The sequence below is a fragment of the Streptomyces sp. DSM 41931 genome, from assembly GCF_050271085.1.
In the GTDB taxonomy this organism is placed as follows: Bacteria; Actinomycetota; Actinomycetes; order Streptomycetales; family Streptomycetaceae; genus Streptomyces; species Streptomyces albogriseolus.
The window spans coordinates 5,689,973-5,705,037 of record NZ_CP189902.1; the positions used below are offsets into that span (position 1 = coordinate 5,689,973).

At 73.1% G+C, this 15,065-nt stretch carries 12 protein-coding genes; 5 read left to right on the forward strand and 7 right to left on the reverse strand.

Going from position 1 to position 15,065, the window contains the following annotated elements; genetic code table 11:
- The 5 genes from ACP7TJ_RS26080 to ACP7TJ_RS26100 all read right to left on the reverse strand — a co-directional run bounded on the left by ACP7TJ_RS26080 (position 1) and on the right by ACP7TJ_RS26100 (position 6,035).
- Complete coding sequence (locus ACP7TJ_RS26080) at positions 1 to 1,482, reverse strand: TrkH family potassium uptake protein (RefSeq protein ID WP_427765766.1); 1,482 nt, start codon at positions 1,480 to 1,482, stop codon at positions 1 to 3.
- 62 nt (positions 1,483 to 1,544) lie between these two features.
- Positions 1,545 to 2,858, reverse strand: a complete 1,314-nt coding sequence (trkA, locus tag ACP7TJ_RS26085; protein WP_193458072.1) for a Trk system potassium transporter TrkA — start codon at positions 2,856 to 2,858, stop codon at positions 1,545 to 1,547.
- A 92-nt stretch (positions 2,859 to 2,950) separates the two neighbouring features.
- Positions 2,951 to 4,231, reverse strand: a complete 1,281-nt coding sequence (locus ACP7TJ_RS26090) for an HRDC domain-containing protein (RefSeq protein WP_193458071.1) — start codon at positions 4,229 to 4,231, stop codon at positions 2,951 to 2,953.
- 223 nt (positions 4,232 to 4,454) lie between these two features.
- Positions 4,455 to 5,117: a helix-turn-helix transcriptional regulator gene (locus tag ACP7TJ_RS26095; RefSeq protein ID WP_006130493.1), complete on the reverse strand. Its 663-nt coding sequence runs from the start codon at positions 5,115 to 5,117 to the stop codon at positions 4,455 to 4,457.
- Between the two features lie 285 nt (positions 5,118 to 5,402).
- Positions 5,403 to 6,035, reverse strand: coding sequence for a DUF3000 domain-containing protein (locus ACP7TJ_RS26100; protein ID WP_244353881.1), 633 nt, complete (start codon positions 6,033 to 6,035; stop codon positions 5,403 to 5,405).
- 203 nt (positions 6,036 to 6,238) lie between these two features.
- On the opposite strand from ACP7TJ_RS26100, the gene hemE reads away from it, so the two are divergent.
- The 5 genes from hemE to ACP7TJ_RS26125 all read left to right on the forward strand — a co-directional run bounded on the left by hemE (position 6,239) and on the right by ACP7TJ_RS26125 (position 12,435).
- Positions 6,239 to 7,306, forward strand: coding sequence for a uroporphyrinogen decarboxylase (gene hemE, locus ACP7TJ_RS26105; RefSeq protein WP_427765770.1), 1,068 nt, complete (start codon positions 6,239 to 6,241; stop codon positions 7,304 to 7,306).
- A gap of 279 nt (positions 7,307 to 7,585) precedes the next feature.
- Positions 7,586 to 8,878, forward strand: a complete 1,293-nt coding sequence (locus ACP7TJ_RS26110; protein ID WP_093766258.1) for an ABC transporter substrate-binding protein — start codon at positions 7,586 to 7,588, stop codon at positions 8,876 to 8,878.
- A gap of 10 nt (positions 8,879 to 8,888) precedes the next feature.
- The gene (locus tag ACP7TJ_RS26115; RefSeq protein ID WP_266401800.1) at positions 8,889 to 9,830 is read left to right on the forward strand and encodes a carbohydrate ABC transporter permease; all 942 of its coding nucleotides are present in this window, start codon (positions 8,889 to 8,891) and stop codon (positions 9,828 to 9,830) included.
- Positions 9,830 to 10,681, forward strand: a complete 852-nt coding sequence (locus tag ACP7TJ_RS26120) for a carbohydrate ABC transporter permease (protein ID WP_093766256.1) — start codon at positions 9,830 to 9,832, stop codon at positions 10,679 to 10,681. The genes ACP7TJ_RS26115 and ACP7TJ_RS26120 overlap by 1 nt, the downstream gene beginning before the upstream one ends.
- A 17-nt stretch (positions 10,682 to 10,698) precedes the next feature.
- Positions 10,699 to 12,435: a CocE/NonD family hydrolase gene (locus ACP7TJ_RS26125; protein WP_427765775.1), complete on the forward strand. Its 1,737-nt coding sequence runs from the start codon at positions 10,699 to 10,701 to the stop codon at positions 12,433 to 12,435.
- On the opposite strand, the gene ACP7TJ_RS26130 is transcribed toward ACP7TJ_RS26125, so the two are convergent.
- Together ACP7TJ_RS26130 and ACP7TJ_RS26135 are read right to left on the reverse strand one after the other, a co-directional pair.
- A complete protein-coding gene (locus ACP7TJ_RS26130; protein ID WP_093766254.1) occupies positions 12,424 to 13,467 on the reverse strand; it encodes a LacI family DNA-binding transcriptional regulator in 1,044 nt (347 codons plus the stop codon). The genes ACP7TJ_RS26125 and ACP7TJ_RS26130 overlap by 12 nt on opposite strands.
- Before the next feature lie 53 nt (positions 13,468 to 13,520).
- Positions 13,521 to 15,056: a glycoside hydrolase family 43 protein gene (locus ACP7TJ_RS26135; RefSeq protein ID WP_093766253.1), complete on the reverse strand. Its 1,536-nt coding sequence runs from the start codon at positions 15,054 to 15,056 to the stop codon at positions 13,521 to 13,523.
- Between the last annotated feature and the right edge of the window lie 9 nt (positions 15,057 to 15,065).

Below are 15,065 nucleotides of genomic sequence, written 5' to 3' on the forward strand. Positions count from 1 at the left end.
CTACGCCCGCCAGTAGCCGCGCCGGAGCAGCACCGCCAGGGGCACGATCTCGATGCGGCCGAGCAGCATCAGGGCGGTCAGCAGCACCTTCGACGCCTGCCCGAGCGGTGCGTAGGAGCCGAACGGGCCGAGCTCGCCGAAGGCCGGGCCGACGTTTCCCAGGCAGGCCGCGGCGGCGCCGAGCGCGGTGAACGCACTGGTGCCTCCCTTCTCGGCCCCCGCGTCCAGGGCGAGGCCCAGTGTGCCGAGCGCGAGGGCGAACAGGTAGAGGAGGACGAAGAGCAGGACCGAGCGGAGCACGGGGGTGCCGACCACCCGGCCGCTCACCCGCACCGGCAGGACGGCGTCCGGATGCACTGCCTGTTCCAGCTCGCGGCGGGCGAAACGGAAGAGGACGAGATGGCGGACGACCTTGATCGAACCGCTCGCCGAACCGGCACAGGCCCCGGCGAACATCAGCGTCAGGAGCGTCAGCGTCGCGAGGGCTCCCCAGTCCGACCAGTCAAGCGTCGCGAAGCCGGTGGTGGTCATCACCGAGACCGCCTGGAAGGCGCCGTGCCGCACACCGGCGAGCCCGGTGACGGTGCCCGCGGCGAACAGCTCGGCCGCCACGACGCACGACGCCACGAGCAGCAGGCCGAGGTAGAGGCGCAGTTCCTCGTCGCGGGAGACGGCCCTGACCTGGCGCAGCACGGCCAGGCGGTACAGTCGCAGCAGGTTAAGCCCGGCCACGGCCATCAGCCCGCACAGCGCCCATTGCGTCACCGGGGCGAGGTTCCGCGCCGAGTCGTCGTCCGGCGTGAACCCGCCGAGCGCCACGGCGGACGTCGCGTAGGAGAAGGCGTCGAAGAGGCCCATCCGCCGGTCCAGCCCGGCCCACCCCAGCGCGGCCAGCACCAGGACGCCGGCCGCCGTCACCGCGAGGTAGACCTTCCACAGCCGGCGGGCGGTCCCGCGGACGGTCGCGCCGAGCGGCTCCGTCTCGATGGGGCCCGGCAGCTCGGAGCGCAGCAGCTCGCGCCCTCCGATGCGCAGCCGGGGCAGCACCGCGAGCGCGAGCACGATGATCCCGGCGCCCCCCAGCCAGTGGGTGAACTGGCGCCAGAACAGCATGTCGGGCCTCAGCGCGTCCACGTCCGTCAGCACCGTCGCACCGGTGGCGGTGAACCCCGACATCGCCTCGAACCAGGCATCGGCCGGGTGATCGAGCTGCGGGACGTCACCGATCAGGAACGGCATCGCGCCGAACGCGGGCACGAGCAGCCAGACGGCGACGACGACGAGGAACCCCTCCCGGACGCCCAACGGGGGCCGGCTGCCCGTCAGGCGCCTGAGGACCGCGCCGGTCACGGCCACGGCCGCCGCGGTGACGAGGAAGGGCCACGGGGGCTCGCCTGCCGCCAGCGCGACGGCCGCCGGAGCGGTGAACGCGAAGGCGAACCAGGTGAGCAGGGCGCCGACGACCCCGAGCGCGGTCCGCACGTCGACGCCGGTCCGTCCGCGTGGGCTCCACCGGCGCCGGACCGGCGACGGACGCGGCCGCCTCACAGGTCGTGCTCGATCGACGGGACGCGGGCGGGTTCGGTGAGGACGACCACCCGGTCGCCGGGCAGCAGTTCGTCCCGCCCGTCGGGAAAGAGCACGGTGCCGTCCCGCACGATCGCGCCCACACCGGCGCCGGGCAGCGCGTCGACGGGACCGTACGCGAACCGGCTGCCCGGCCGCACGGTGACGTCCAGCACCTCGAAGCGGTCGTCCCCCAGCATCGCCATCTGGCGAGTGCGCTCGTCGAACGTGAAGCGGGCCATCTTCTCGGCTGTCTCGTCACCCGGGTCGATCGTCACATCGGTGCCGGCGGCCTCGAAGACCCGGGCGGCGGCGGGGTCTTCGAGCACCGCCATCGTCAGCCCGATCCCGTGCAGCCTCGCGAGCACGGCCGCGTGCAGGTTGCGCGAGTCGTCCCCGCCGGCGAGCACCGCCGCCCCCGCCGTGCCGATACGCTCCCGGCTCAGGAACGCCGGGTCCAGACCCGACGCCCGGAACACCCGTGCACGGTCGAGCGCGGCGGCCGCCGCGCGTGCCCGGGCCGCGTCCGGTTCGACGATCCGCACCAGGACGCCCCGGTCGAGCAGCACCTGGGCCACGGCCCGGCCCATGCGCCCGGCGCCGAACACCACCACGTCGTCGACGGGATCTGCCCCGGTGACCAGACGGCTCCAGGCACGCGCCGCCGAGGGGGACGCCATTGCGATGATCCAGTCGTCGGGGAGCACCACCTCGTGCGCGGCCGGCACGGTCCAGGTGCCCTCGCGCACGAGGGCGACCACCCGCGACGCGGCGGGCAGCCCCGCCTCGCGCAGCGGGCGGCCGGCCAGCCGCGGTGACGCCGTCCCGCGGACGTCGACGCCGAGCACGACGACCTCACCGCGGGCGAAGAAGTCCACGTGCCGTGCGCCCGGCACGTGCAGGACGCGTTCGACGGCGCTCGCCGTCTCGAACGCGGTCGAGACGAGCAGGTCCACGTCGAGGTCACCCGCACGCCAGGCGTCCAGGTAGTCCGTCCCGGTGGCCCGCACCACCGTCCGCGCCGACGACAGCCGGCGGGCGAGCATGGCGGTGACCAGGTTGACCTCGTCCCGCGAGGTGCACGCCAGGACGAGGTCCGCGCCGGCCACGCCGGCGTCCAGGAGCGTCTCGCGGCGGGTGCCGCTGCCGTGCGCCGTCCGTACGTCGTAGGCGTGCGACAGGGCGTCAAGACGTGTCCGGTCGATGTCGATCACCGTGCACTCGTGCGCCTCGGCGAGCGACTTGACCACGGTGTGACCGACCTGGCCCGCACCCACCACGACGACCCGCATGCCTGCATCGTGGCACGCCCACCGGCGGCCCGCCCGGCACCGCTCACCCCGGTTGCGGTGTGCCCTGTGCCGGGCCCGGGGTGGAGGGGTGTTCAGGCGGTGAGCGCGGCCATCAGCACCGGCGTGACCTGCTCGACCTGCCAGGCGCGGGCGCCGTGGGCGGTCAGGGCCGCGGCGACCGACTCGGCCGTGGCCGGGGCCGGGGGCTCCCAGCAGACCCTGCGCACGGTGTCCGGCGTGATCAGGTTCTCCGCGGGCATGTTCAGCCGCTCCGCGAGCGCGGTCACGCCCGCCCGCGCGGCCGTCAGCCGGGCCGCGGCCGCCGGGTCCTTGTCGGCCCAGGCGCGCGGCGGCGGGGGACCGGTCACCGGCTGGCCCGGCTGGGGCAGTCGGTCCTCGCTCAGCGCCTTCGCCCGGTCGACCGCCGCCTGCCACTGCTCGAGCTGGCGGCGGCCCACCCGCTGACCGAAGCCGTTCAGCGCGGCCAGGGCCTGAGGGCCGGACGGCATGGCGAGGGCGGCCTCGACGATCGCCGCGTCGGACAGCACCTTGCCGGGGGAGACGTCACGGCGCCGCGCGATCCGGTCCCGGGTCTGCCACAGCTCCCGTACGACGGCCATCTGCCGGCGGCGGCGGATCTTGTGCATGCCGGAGGTGCGGCGCCACGGGTCCTTGCGGGGCTCCGGCGGCGGCGCCGAGGCGATCGCGTCGAACTCCTGCCACGCCCAGTCCAGTTTGCCCTGCCGGTCCAGCTCCTTCTCCAGCGCGTCCCGCAGGTCGACCAGCAGCTCGACGTCGAGGGCGGCGTACCGCAGCCACGGCTCGGGCAGCGGGCGGGTGGACCAGTCGACGGCGGAGTGCCCCTTCTCCAGCAGATAGCCGAGCACGCTCTCGACCATCGCGCCGAGGCCGACCCGGGGGAACCCGGCCAGCCGGCCCGCCAGCTCGGTGTCGAAGAGCCGCGTCGGCACCATGCCTATCTCGCGCAGGCAGGGCAGGTCCTGGGTGGCGGCGTGCAGCACCCACTCCACGCCGGACAGCGCCTCGCCGAGGGACGACAGATCCGGGCAGGCGACCGGGTCGATCAGCGCCGTGCCCGCGCCCTCGCGCCGGAGCTGGACGAGGTAGGCGCGCTGTCCGTACCGGTAGCCCGAGGCGCGCTCGGCGTCCACGGCGACGGGTCCGCGGCCCGCGGCGAAGGCGGCGACCACCTCGGCGAGGGCGGCTTCGTCGGCCACCACGGGCGGGATGCCCTCGCGGGGCTCCAGCAAGGGGATCGGCGCCTGTGCAGCAGAGGATCCGCCGTCGTCCGGAGGGGCGCCTCCGGTGGTGCGCAGTGAACTGTCTGCTGCGGTGTCGTGGGCGTCGGTCACCTGTCAAGAGTATCCGTACGGGCCGGTACCCGGCCCTCCCCTCCGCCCGGTGACCCCGCCGACCAGCGAGAACAGGCCGCTCCGGGTCCTGTGAGGTCCCTCGTGCGGGCGTGCGCGCGGGAGCGCCCGCCGACGCGGGGGCATCGGCGGGCGCGGGCAGGGACGGTCGGGACGGGTCCGGGGACGGTGGGGAAGGAGGGATCAGACAGTGGGGAAGGAGGGATCAGTGGATGATGCCGGTGCGCAGGGCCACCGCCACCATTCCGGCGCGGTCGCCCGTGCCGAGCTTGCGGGCGATGCGGGCGAGATGGCTCTTCACGGTCAGGGCGGACAGGCCCATCGAGACGCCGATCGCCTTGTTCGACTGGCCCTCCGCAACCAGCCGCAGCACCTCGACCTCACGGCCGGACAGCTCGCGGTAGCCACCCGGGTGGCTCGGGGCACCCGGGGGACGACGGTGCAGGCGCGCGGCCGCCGCGCCGATGGGGGCCGCACCGGGACGGGTGGGGAGCCCGAGGTTGGTGCGGGTGCCGGTGACGACGTAGCCCTTCACGCCGCCGGCGAGGGCGTTGCGCACGGCGCCGATGTCGTCGGCGGCCGAGAGGGCGAGGCCGTTGGGCCAGCCCGCGGCGCGGGTCTCGGAGAGGAGGGTGAGGCCGGAACCATCCGGCAGGTGGACTTCGGCGACGCAGATGTCGCGGGGGTTGCCGATGCGGGGACGAGCCTCCGCGACGGACGAGGCCTCGATCACGTCGCGCACACCGAGGGCCCACAGATGGCGGGTGACGGTGGAACGGACGCGGGGGTCGGCCACGACCACCATGGCGGTCGGCTTGTTCGGGCGGTAGGCGACCAGGCTTGAGGGCTGCTCGAGGAGAACGGACACCAGGCCTCCTGGGGTGCGGGACGGGGCCGGCTCGTGGGGGTGAAGCCGGGACGAACCGTGCTTTCAAGGTCACAGTCGTCTTCGGCAGCAAACCTGATGTCCTTTAGGAAATGATCACGATCTGGTGAGTAACAATCCGGGCAATTCGGACGCACGATCGATCATTCGAAGATCGAACGGTTTCGGTCTGCGTCGCAACGCTTCCGAATGTGGCCGTATCGACAAAGAGACGGCCAATGCGGCATGCAAGCGGCATGCGTGCGGCATCCGGCCGGCCGGCGAACCTCAGCGCGACTGCGGCCCCCGCCGCTGCGGCAGCGTCACCACCGACGCGTCCCCGGGCGCGGCCGGCGGCAGCCCCGCCACCTGCGCGAGCAGATCGCACCAGGCGACCAGATGGGTCGCCGTGTCCGGAACCCCGCCCAGCCCTTCCCGCGGCGTCCAGGAAGCGCGAATCTCGATCTGCGAGGCGGCCGGCCGCTCGGACAGTCCGCCGAAGTAGTGGGAGCTGGCCCGTGTCACCGTCCCGCTCGGCTCGCCGAACGCCAGCCCGCGCGCGGTGAGCGCACCCGTCAGCCAGGACCAGCACACGTCAGGCAGCAGCGGGTCCGCCGCCATCTCCGGCTCCAGCTCCGCGCGGACCAGGGTCACCAGGCGGAACGTGCCGCGCCAGGCGTCGTGCCCGGCCGGGTCGTGCAGCAGCACCAGCCGGCCGTCGGCGAGGTCCTCCTCGTCGTCCACGACCGCCGCCTCCAGCGCGTACGCGTACGGCGCGAGGCGTTTCGGCGCGGGGGTGGGATCGACCTCGATCTGCGGCCGCAGCCGTGCGCCGCGCAGCGCGTCGACAGCGGCCCGGAAGGGCAGCGGGGGCGTACCCCCGGGTCCGGTGGTGTCCCCTGCCCCCTTCGGTTCGTCCATTTCGCCAGCGCCGTCCGACAGTCGTCCCTGAGCCGCAGCCATGCGGGGAAGATTAAGCGGAACGGGCCGTCGGCGCAGGGAGGGACACCCGTGCCGTCCGGGGGTGTCCGGATCACGCCGTACCCCCGCCGCGCGCCGCCGCTCCCCGCGCCCCTGGATCCCGGCGGCCGGGACGGTTCCGGCGACATGCGAGACTGGCCGGTGTGAGCGCCAACGTGAGCCCGACGGGCAGCCAGCCGACTTCGACGTACGACAGTGCCTTCCTCAAGGCGTGCCGGCGTGAGCCGGTGCCGCACACCCCGGTGTGGTTCATGCGGCAGGCCGGGCGCTCCCTGCCGGAGTACCGCAAGGTGCGCGAGGGCATCGGCATGCTCGACTCCTGCATGCGCCCCGACCTGGTCACCGAGATCACGCTCCAGCCGGTGCGCCGCCACCAGGTCGACGCGGCCATCTTCTTCAGCGACATCGTCGTGCCCCTCAAGGCCATCGGCATCGACCTCGACATCAAGCCGGGCGTCGGGCCCGTCGTCGAGCGGCCGGTACGCACCCGCGCCGACCTCGACCGGCTGCGCGACCTGACCCCCGAGGACGTCCCGTACGTCACCGAGGCGATCGGGATGCTGACCCGGGAGCTGGGCGCCACCCCGCTGATCGGCTTCGCGGGCGCCCCCTTCACCCTCGCCAGCTATCTCGTCGAGGGCGGTCCGTCCCGCACGTACGAGAACGCCAAGGCGATGATGTACGGCGACCCGGAGCTGTGGGCGGACCTGCTGGACCGGCTCGCGGACATCACGGCCGCCTTCCTGAAGGTGCAGATCGAGGCCGGCGCCTCGGCCGTCCAGCTCTTCGACTCCTGGGCCGGCGCGCTCGCCCCCGCCGACTACCGCCGCTCGGTGCTGCCCGCGTCGGCGAAGGTGTTCGACGCGGTGGCCTCCTACGAGGTGCCGCGCATCCACTTCGGCGTCGGCACCGGCGAGCTGCTCGGGCTGATGGGCGAGGCCGGCGCGGACGTCGTCGGCGTCGACTGGCGCGTCCCGCTGGACGAGGCGGCCCGCCGCGTCGGCCCCGGCAAGGCGCTCCAGGGCAATCTGGACCCGACCGTGCTGTTCGCCGGCCGCGAGGCCGTCGAGGCCAAGGCGCAGGAGGTCCTGGACGCGGCCGTCGGCCTGGAGGGCCACGTCTTCAACCTCGGCCACGGCGTCATGCCGTCCACCGACCCGGACGCCCTGACCCGGCTGGTGGAGTACGTCCACACGGCTTCCGCCCGCTGACCGTATACGGCTGACCTTCGCCGAGGCCGGTGCCGCGCGCCCCCGCGCGAGGCACCGGCCTTTCGCGTTCCCGGGCACCCACCGAACCGACTCTCCCTTGCCTTGTTCGGCATTCCGAACGGCGGTCGCTATGTCGGTAACGATTGGGCATCTTGCGAAAACTTTCTGTTGCCGCACCGACATTTTCGGCGATAGACCTTGCCCAACTTCGCGGACGGCTCGTTAGTTTGCGCAAACTCATCACCGTTTGGATCACTGACGACAGATCAGGAGCGCCCGATGACGAGGAAGACCCGCAGCGCGACGGCTGCCGCGATCGGCCTGTGCTGCCTCGCGCTCGCCGCCGCCGGATGCGCCGGTGGCGGCGACGACGGCGCATCCGGCGGCGGCGAGGCGACGGTGACCGTCTGGACCAACGCGATGGAGGGGCGCGGCCTGGTGTTCTGGCAGAACGCCGCGAAGGAGTACCGGAAGCTGCACCCCGACGTCACGATCAAGATCCAGTCTGTGCAGAACGAGGACCTCGACGGCAAGCTGCAGAACGCCCTCAACTCGGGCTCGGCGCCGGACGTCTTCCTCCAGCGCGGCGGCGGCAAGATGCAGGCCATGGTCGACGCAGGCCAGATCAGGGAACTGGCGCTCACCGACACCGACCGGGCCAACGTGGGCGAGGCGGCCCTCGAGGGTTCCTCCCTCGACGGCAAGGTCTACGCCATGCCGCTCGACACCCAGCCCGAGGGCATCTACTACAGCAAGGACCTCTTCGCGAAGGCCGGCATCGACGCGCCGCCGACGACGCTGGACGAGCTCAAGGACGCCGTCGCCAAGCTGAAGGCGATCAAGGTCGCGCCCATCGCGGTCGGCGCCAAGGACGCCTGGCCCGCCGCGCACTGGTACTACAACTTCGCCCTGCGCGAGTGCAGCCAGGAGACCATGCAGGAGTCGGCCAAGTCGCTCACCTTCGACGACCCCTGCTGGACGAAGGCCGGTGAGGACCTCGCGGACCTGCTGGGCGCCGACCCCTTCCAGAAGGGCTTCCTCACGGCCACCTCGCAGCAGGGCGCCGGATCGTCGGCCGGCCTGATGGCCAACCACAAGGCCGGCATGGAGCTCATGGGGAACTGGAACCCCGGTGTCATCGCCGACCTCACCCCGGACAAGAAGCCGCTGCCCGACCTCGGCTGGTTCCCCTTCCCGGCCGTCCCCGGCGGCAAGGGCGACCCCACCGCCATCATGGGCGGCGCCGGCGGCTACTCCCTGTCCAAGAACGCGCCCGAAGAGGCCCTCGGCTTCCTCCAGTTCGTGGTGACCAAGGACCAACAGGTGGCCTACGCCGAGGCGTTCGACACCATCCCGGTGAACAAGGCGGCCCAGGGCGTCGTCACCGAGCCGTACAACATCTCGGCGCTCCAGGCCTTCAACAAGGCCGCCTACTCCATGCAGTTCCTCGACACCGTGTACGGCCAGAACGTCGGCAACGCCATGAACATCGCCGTCGTGAACCTGCTGGCCGGCAAGGGCTCCGCGGCCGACATCGTCAAGGACGTCAAGGCCGCCGCGGAGAAGGGCTGACCAGGCAGACATGAGCGACACCCTCGCCCCGCGGCGCGCGGCCGCACGCCGCCGGGGCAGGACGCGACTGGAGATCGCCGTCCTGTCCGCACCGGCGGTCATCGTGTTCCTGGCGTTCGTGATCTTCCCGGTCGCCCTCGCCGCCTACTACGGCTTCTACCGGTGGAAGGGCTACGGAGAGCCCACCGACTGGGTCGGCCTGAACAACTACCGGCTGATCCTCACCGACCCCGCCTTCCACGACGTCCTGTGGCACAACGGCCTGATCCTGGTGCTGTCCCTGGTCGTCCAGGGGCCGCTCGCCATCGGTCTCGCCCTGCTGCTCAACCGGCGGATCCGCGGCCGCTCGGCGATCCGCGTCCTGGTCTTCGTGCCGTACATCATCTCCGAGGTGATCGTCGGCACCGGGTGGAGCCTGATGCTGCAGAGCGACGGCGCCGTCAACGGCCTGCTGCGCGCGATCGGCCTGGGCTCGCTGGAGGCCGACTGGATCTCCGACCCGGGCCTGGCCCTCTGGACCCTGATGGCCGTCATCACCTGGAAGTACCTCGGCTTCGCGGTGATCCTGATGCTCGCCGGCCTGCAGTCCATCCCGGACGAGATCTTCGAGGCCGCGCAGATCGACGGCGCCTCCTACTGGCAGATCCAGCGCCGGATCACCGTGCCGCTGCTGGGACCGACGATCCGCATCTGGGCGTTCCTGTCGATCATCGGCTCGCTGCAGCTGTTCGACCTCGTCTACATCATCTGGGGCCAGTACGTCTCAGGCACCGCCGGGACTTCCACCATGGCGATCTACATGCTCGCCCAGGGCCGCAACGCGGGCAACTACGGCTACGGAAGCGCCGTCGCCGTCGTGATGTTCGTGATCTCGCTGGTCGTCGCGCTGATCTACCAGCGCTTCGTCCTGCGCCGCGACCTCCGGGGCGCCGTCACCGAAAGGACCGTGTGATGAGCGCGACGACCACCGTCTCCCGGAAGCCCACGGGGCGCGACGGCGGCCCGGTCACCTACTTCGTCGCGCTGCTCTTCGTCGGCGTCTGCGTCGCTCCGGTGCTGTACATCGTGCTCGGGGGCTTCCGCACCAACGCCCAGATCACCACCGACCCGGCCGCGCTGCCCGACCCCTGGGTCAGCGCCAACTACCTCGGCGTCCTCAAGTCGTCCGTCTTCTGGGGCGAGTTCGCCAACTCCCTGATCGTCGCGCTCGCCAGCACGGCCGGCATCGTCGCGCTCGGGCTGATGGTCAGCTTCGTCATCGCCCGCTACGACTTCCGGTTCAAGGGCGCGATGTACTCCCTGTTCGCGGCGGGCCTGATGTTCCCGATGGTCATCGCGATCACCCCGCTGTACCTGGTGATCAAGGACCTCGGTCTCGTCGACAACCTGCTCGGCGTGATCGTCCCGCAGATCGCCTTCGGCCTGCCGACGACGGTCATCATCCTGGTGCCGTTCCTGCGGGCCGTCCCGGACGAGATCGAGGAGGCCGCCGCGCTCGACGGGCTGAGCCGGCTCGGGTTCTTCTTCCGCATGGTGGTCCCGCTGTCGCTGCCCGGCGTCGTCACCGTCGGCATCCTCGCCTTCGTCGGCAGCTGGAACAACTACCTGCTGCCCCTGTACGTCCTCAACTCGCAGGCCAACTTCACCCTGCCGCTGGGCGTGCAGGTGTTCTCCTCGCAGTACTCCACGGACACCGCGAAGGTGCTCGCCTTCACCTCGCTCGCCATGCTGCCCGCCCTGGTGTTCTTCTCGGTCTTCGAGAAGCGCATCGTCGGCGGTCTCACCGGCGCGGTGAAGGGCTGAGGGAAGGAACCGCGGCCGTGCCCGTCACCTCCCGGCCGACACCGGACCCGGTCGCCGAACGCCGGGAGGTGACCTGCCCGTTGCGCGACGGAACCCGGCTGCGGACCCTCCTGCTCCTCCCGCACGGCGCCGGACCCTGGCCGGCCCTGCTCACCCGCCATCCCTACGACGTGACCCGCGAGGAGGACGACGGCCACCTGGACGTCCGGCGCCTCGTCGCCGCCGGCTACCTGGTCGCGCTCCAGGACGTGCGGGGCCGCTTCGGCTCCGAGGGCGTCTTCGAACCGTGCGCCCAGGAGGAGGCGGACGGCGCCGACGCCGTGGCCTGGCTCGCGGGACGCCCCGAGTGCGACGGCACCGTGGGCATGTGGGGCGCGTCCTACGCCTCCGACACCCAGTTCGCCGCGCTGCTCGGCGGCGCCCCGGCGCTGCGGGCGCTCGCCCCGGCCATGACGCCGGCGCTGTCGGCGCTCGACGGGTTCCGGTTCCGCGGCGGCGTGCCGGAGCTCGGCAGCACCCTGGCGTGGACGCACTACGCCATCGCCCCGGACGCCATCGCCCGTGCCGCCTCCGCCCGCGAACGGGAGACCGAGCGCCGGCGCTGGGAGGCGACCGAGCGCGCGATCACGACGGGCGAGGCGTACGGCGCCGGGGCCCTGCACGCGGGACGGGACGCCGAGGGGAGCGTCCGGTGGGGGCTGGACCGCCTGCGCGAGCCACTGGACTCGCCGCGTCACCGCGAAGGGAAGATCGTCGACCGGATCGACGCGGTCGACGTGCCCGTGCTGCTGACCGGCGGCTGGTTCGACGTGTTCCTCGGGCCGACCCTGGAGCTGTACCGGCGGCTGCGGCGCCGCGCGGAGGACACGGGCGGGCCGGCGCCCCGGCTGGTCGTGGGCCCGTGGACGCACGACGACCTGTCAGGCCGGGCGGCGGGCCTGGACTTCGGGCCGGAGGCGTCCGCCGACGCCGCGGACCTCACCGGACTGCACCTGCGCTGGTTCGACGCGATGCTGCGCGGGCGCGCGCTCGGTCCGGCGCCGGTCCGGGTGTTCCTGATGGGAGCCGGCCGCTGGGTCGAGACGGACGGGTTCCCGCCCCGCGACGCGCGGACGTTCGAGCTGTACCTGCACGCCGGCGGCGCCCTCGCGCCCGAGCCGGCGGGGAGCGGAAGCCTGCGGTTCGTCAGCGATCCGGCGTCCCCGGTGCCGACGTGCGGCGGGGCGGTCCTGCTGTTCGCGCCGTTCGGGGCGGGCCCCGCCGATCAGACGGCGGTCGAGGCGCGGCCGGACGTCGTCTCGTGGCGCACCGAGCCGCTGGAGAAGGACCTCACGGTGATGGGCGCGGTCCACGCCGTCGTCCATCTCAGCACCACCGGCACGGACGCGGACGTGGTGGTCCGGCTGTGCGACGAACACCCCGACGGCACCAGCCGTGTCGTCGCCGACGGCGTGCGGCGGGGGTCGGCGCGGTCCGTCGACCCGGTGACGGGCCGGGGCGAGAGGGGGCCGCTGGAGCCGGGCCGGGTGTACGAGATCACCGTGGACCTCTGGTCGACCGCGCACGCCTTCCCGCCGGGCCACCGGATACGCGTCGACATCGCGCCGAGTTCGTCACCGCGCTGGGACGTGGGCGTCAACGCCTTCGCACCGGACGGGGAGTTCGCCCAGCCCGTCGTGGCGGAGCACACAGTCCTGCTGGGACCCGGCCACCCGAGCCGGCTCGTCCTCGACGTCGTCACGTCACCGGCGTGACACGGGGCCGGTCGAGGCGCGGACGACCAGTTCGGTCGCCAGCTTCATCCGGGCCGGGGGCCGGCTCCCGCCGTCCTCGCCCCGCGAGAGGTCGAGCAGCAGCTTGACCGCCGCGGCGCCCAGTTCGGTGCTGGGCTGGCGGACGGTCGTCAGACCGGGGGTGATGTACTGCGCCTCCGGCAGGTCGTCGAACCCGATGACGCTGATGTCGCCGGGGACCCGCAGGCCCCGCTCGCCCAGCGCGTCGTAGACGCCGAGCGCCATCGAGTCGGCGCAGGCGAAGACCGCCGTGACGCCCGGATCCTCGTCGAGCAGCGCGTGGGTGGCGGCCGCCGCCTTGGCGCGGTTCCAGCCGCCGTGGGTCACCGTCACCGTGGCCCGCCCCCCGGTCTCCGTGTCGGCCGCGCCGCGGAAGCCGTCCACGCGCGCCCGGCTGAACAGATGGCGGGCGTGCCCGGCGACCACGCCCAACCGCTCGTGGCCGAGGGACAGTAGATGCTCGGCGGCCATGCGGCCGCCCTCCCAGTTCGCCACGCCGACGCTCGTCACGCCCGCCGGCGGTGTGGTCATCGGGTCGATCAGCACCACCGGGACGCCCGCCGCGAACAGCGCGCCGAACTGCGGCGAGGCGGGGTCGACCAGCGTGCCGACCACGCCGAGGGTGCGCCTGCGCAGCACCCGCGACACCCAGTCGCCGTGCGGCTCGGCGAGCGTCAGCACGACGTCGAGCCCCGCCGCGGCGGCCTCGCGGCCGACCCCGGCGACGAGGAGGTTCGCCCACGACCCCTCGAAGTGGGTGACCACCAGGTCGAGGACGTGCGACCAGCCGTTCTCGTCCCGCACGCCCTCGCTCCTGCCCCCGGCCCTGCGGGTGTAGCCGACGGCCCGCACGGCCTCCATGACCCGCGCGCGGGTCTCCGCCGAGACGTCCGTCCCGCCGCGCAGCACCTTCGACACGGTCGGCACGCTCGTGCCGGCGGTCTTGGCGACCAGGGACAGGGTGGGGCGCGTTCCGGCTGGTCGGGGTGGCATGGGGGACAGGTTAGCCGAACCGGCGCGGCGGCCCTCCGGCCGCGCGCCGCCCCTCACACGGCGGGCGCCGGGACGTACTCGAACCAGTCGAAGGCGACCGAACCCTCCGTGGCGTACATGCCGATGACGCGGCCGGTGAAGCCGCCGGCGACCTCGGTGGACAGGTAGCGCCCGTCCAGTTCGGCGAGCGGGTGGGCGCCCGGGGCCGTGGGGTCGCCCAGCCAGAAGGCGAGGGTGTCGGGTCCTGTGGCGTGGCCGTCGGTGAGCAGGGGCGACGCGGGCACCAGGTCCGAGGTGCGGACGGTCACCCCGAGGACCAGCGGACCGGGCGGGGCGGACCGCTGGGCCACGGTCTCGCTCAGCGGCCCGATCCGCGCCACGACGCGGACCTCCCCGTCGCCGGCCTCCACCTCGTAGTGATGGGCCTCGTCCAGCCGTACGCAGATCCCGCCGCGTCCCGTGCCCGGGTCGACCAGGGCGGTGACGCGGCAGTCGTGGTGCTGCTGGCGGCGGCCGACGAAGGTGTAGCCGGGGGTGTCCAGGGTGGGGCCGGTGGCGTGCAGCACCAGCGATCCGGGGCGCTCCGTGAGCGACCAGGAGCCCTCCGGGCGGGTGAACGGCGAGATCCAGTGCGGTGCGAGGACGGTCCCGTCGAAGTCGTCGCGGGCGGGCGGGGCCGGTACGGGGTGCCAGGCGCCGCCCGGCGCCGGATGACGCTCGGGTACGGGCGCGACGACCGGCCAGCCGTCCTCGTCCCACTCCACGGGCGTCAGGAACGTCTCCCGGCCCAGGACGTGCACATCGGGCGTGAATCCGCGCGGACGGACGCCGAGCAGCACCATCCACCAGCTCCCGTCGGGCGCCCGCACCAGGTCGGCGTGGCCGGTGTTCTGGATCGCGCGGCCGGTGCCGCTGTGGGACAGCAGCGGATTGCCGGGCGCGGCCTCCCAGGGGCCGCGCGGGGAACGGGCCCGGGCCACCGACACGGCGTGGCCGCGCTCCGTGCCGCCCTCGGCGATCAGCAGGTACCACCAGTCGCCAATGCGGTACAGGTGCGGCGCCTCGGGGTACTTGAGGCCGCTGCCCGACCAGGTGGGGAAGGGCCCCTCCAGCACCGCGCCCCCGACCGGGTCGATCCGCGCCAGGTTGACGCCGCCCGCGGGACCGGAGAAGGCGCACCAGCAGGTGCCGTCCTCCTCCCACGCCAGGTCGGGGTCGATCCCTTCCAGGCCGATCCAGACCGGGTCGCTCCACGGCCCCTCGGGCCGCTCGGCCGTGACGACGAAGTTGCCGCCGCCGTCCACGTTGGTGTTGACGACATAGAAGCGGCCGTCGTGGTGACGGATCGTCGGGGCGTAGAGGCCGCCGGACGCCTTCGAGCCGGGAAGCGGCAGCGGCAGTTGGGCGGGGCGGTCGAGCACGTTGCCGATCTGCTCCCAGTGCACGAGGTCCCGGCTGTGGAAGAGGGGCAGCCCGGGGACGTACTCGAAGCTGGAGCACACCAGGTAGTAGTCGTCGCCGACCCGGCACACGCTCGGGTCGGGGTGGAAACCGCTGATCACCGGATTGTCGTACGTGTGGTCGAACATGGTCCTCCC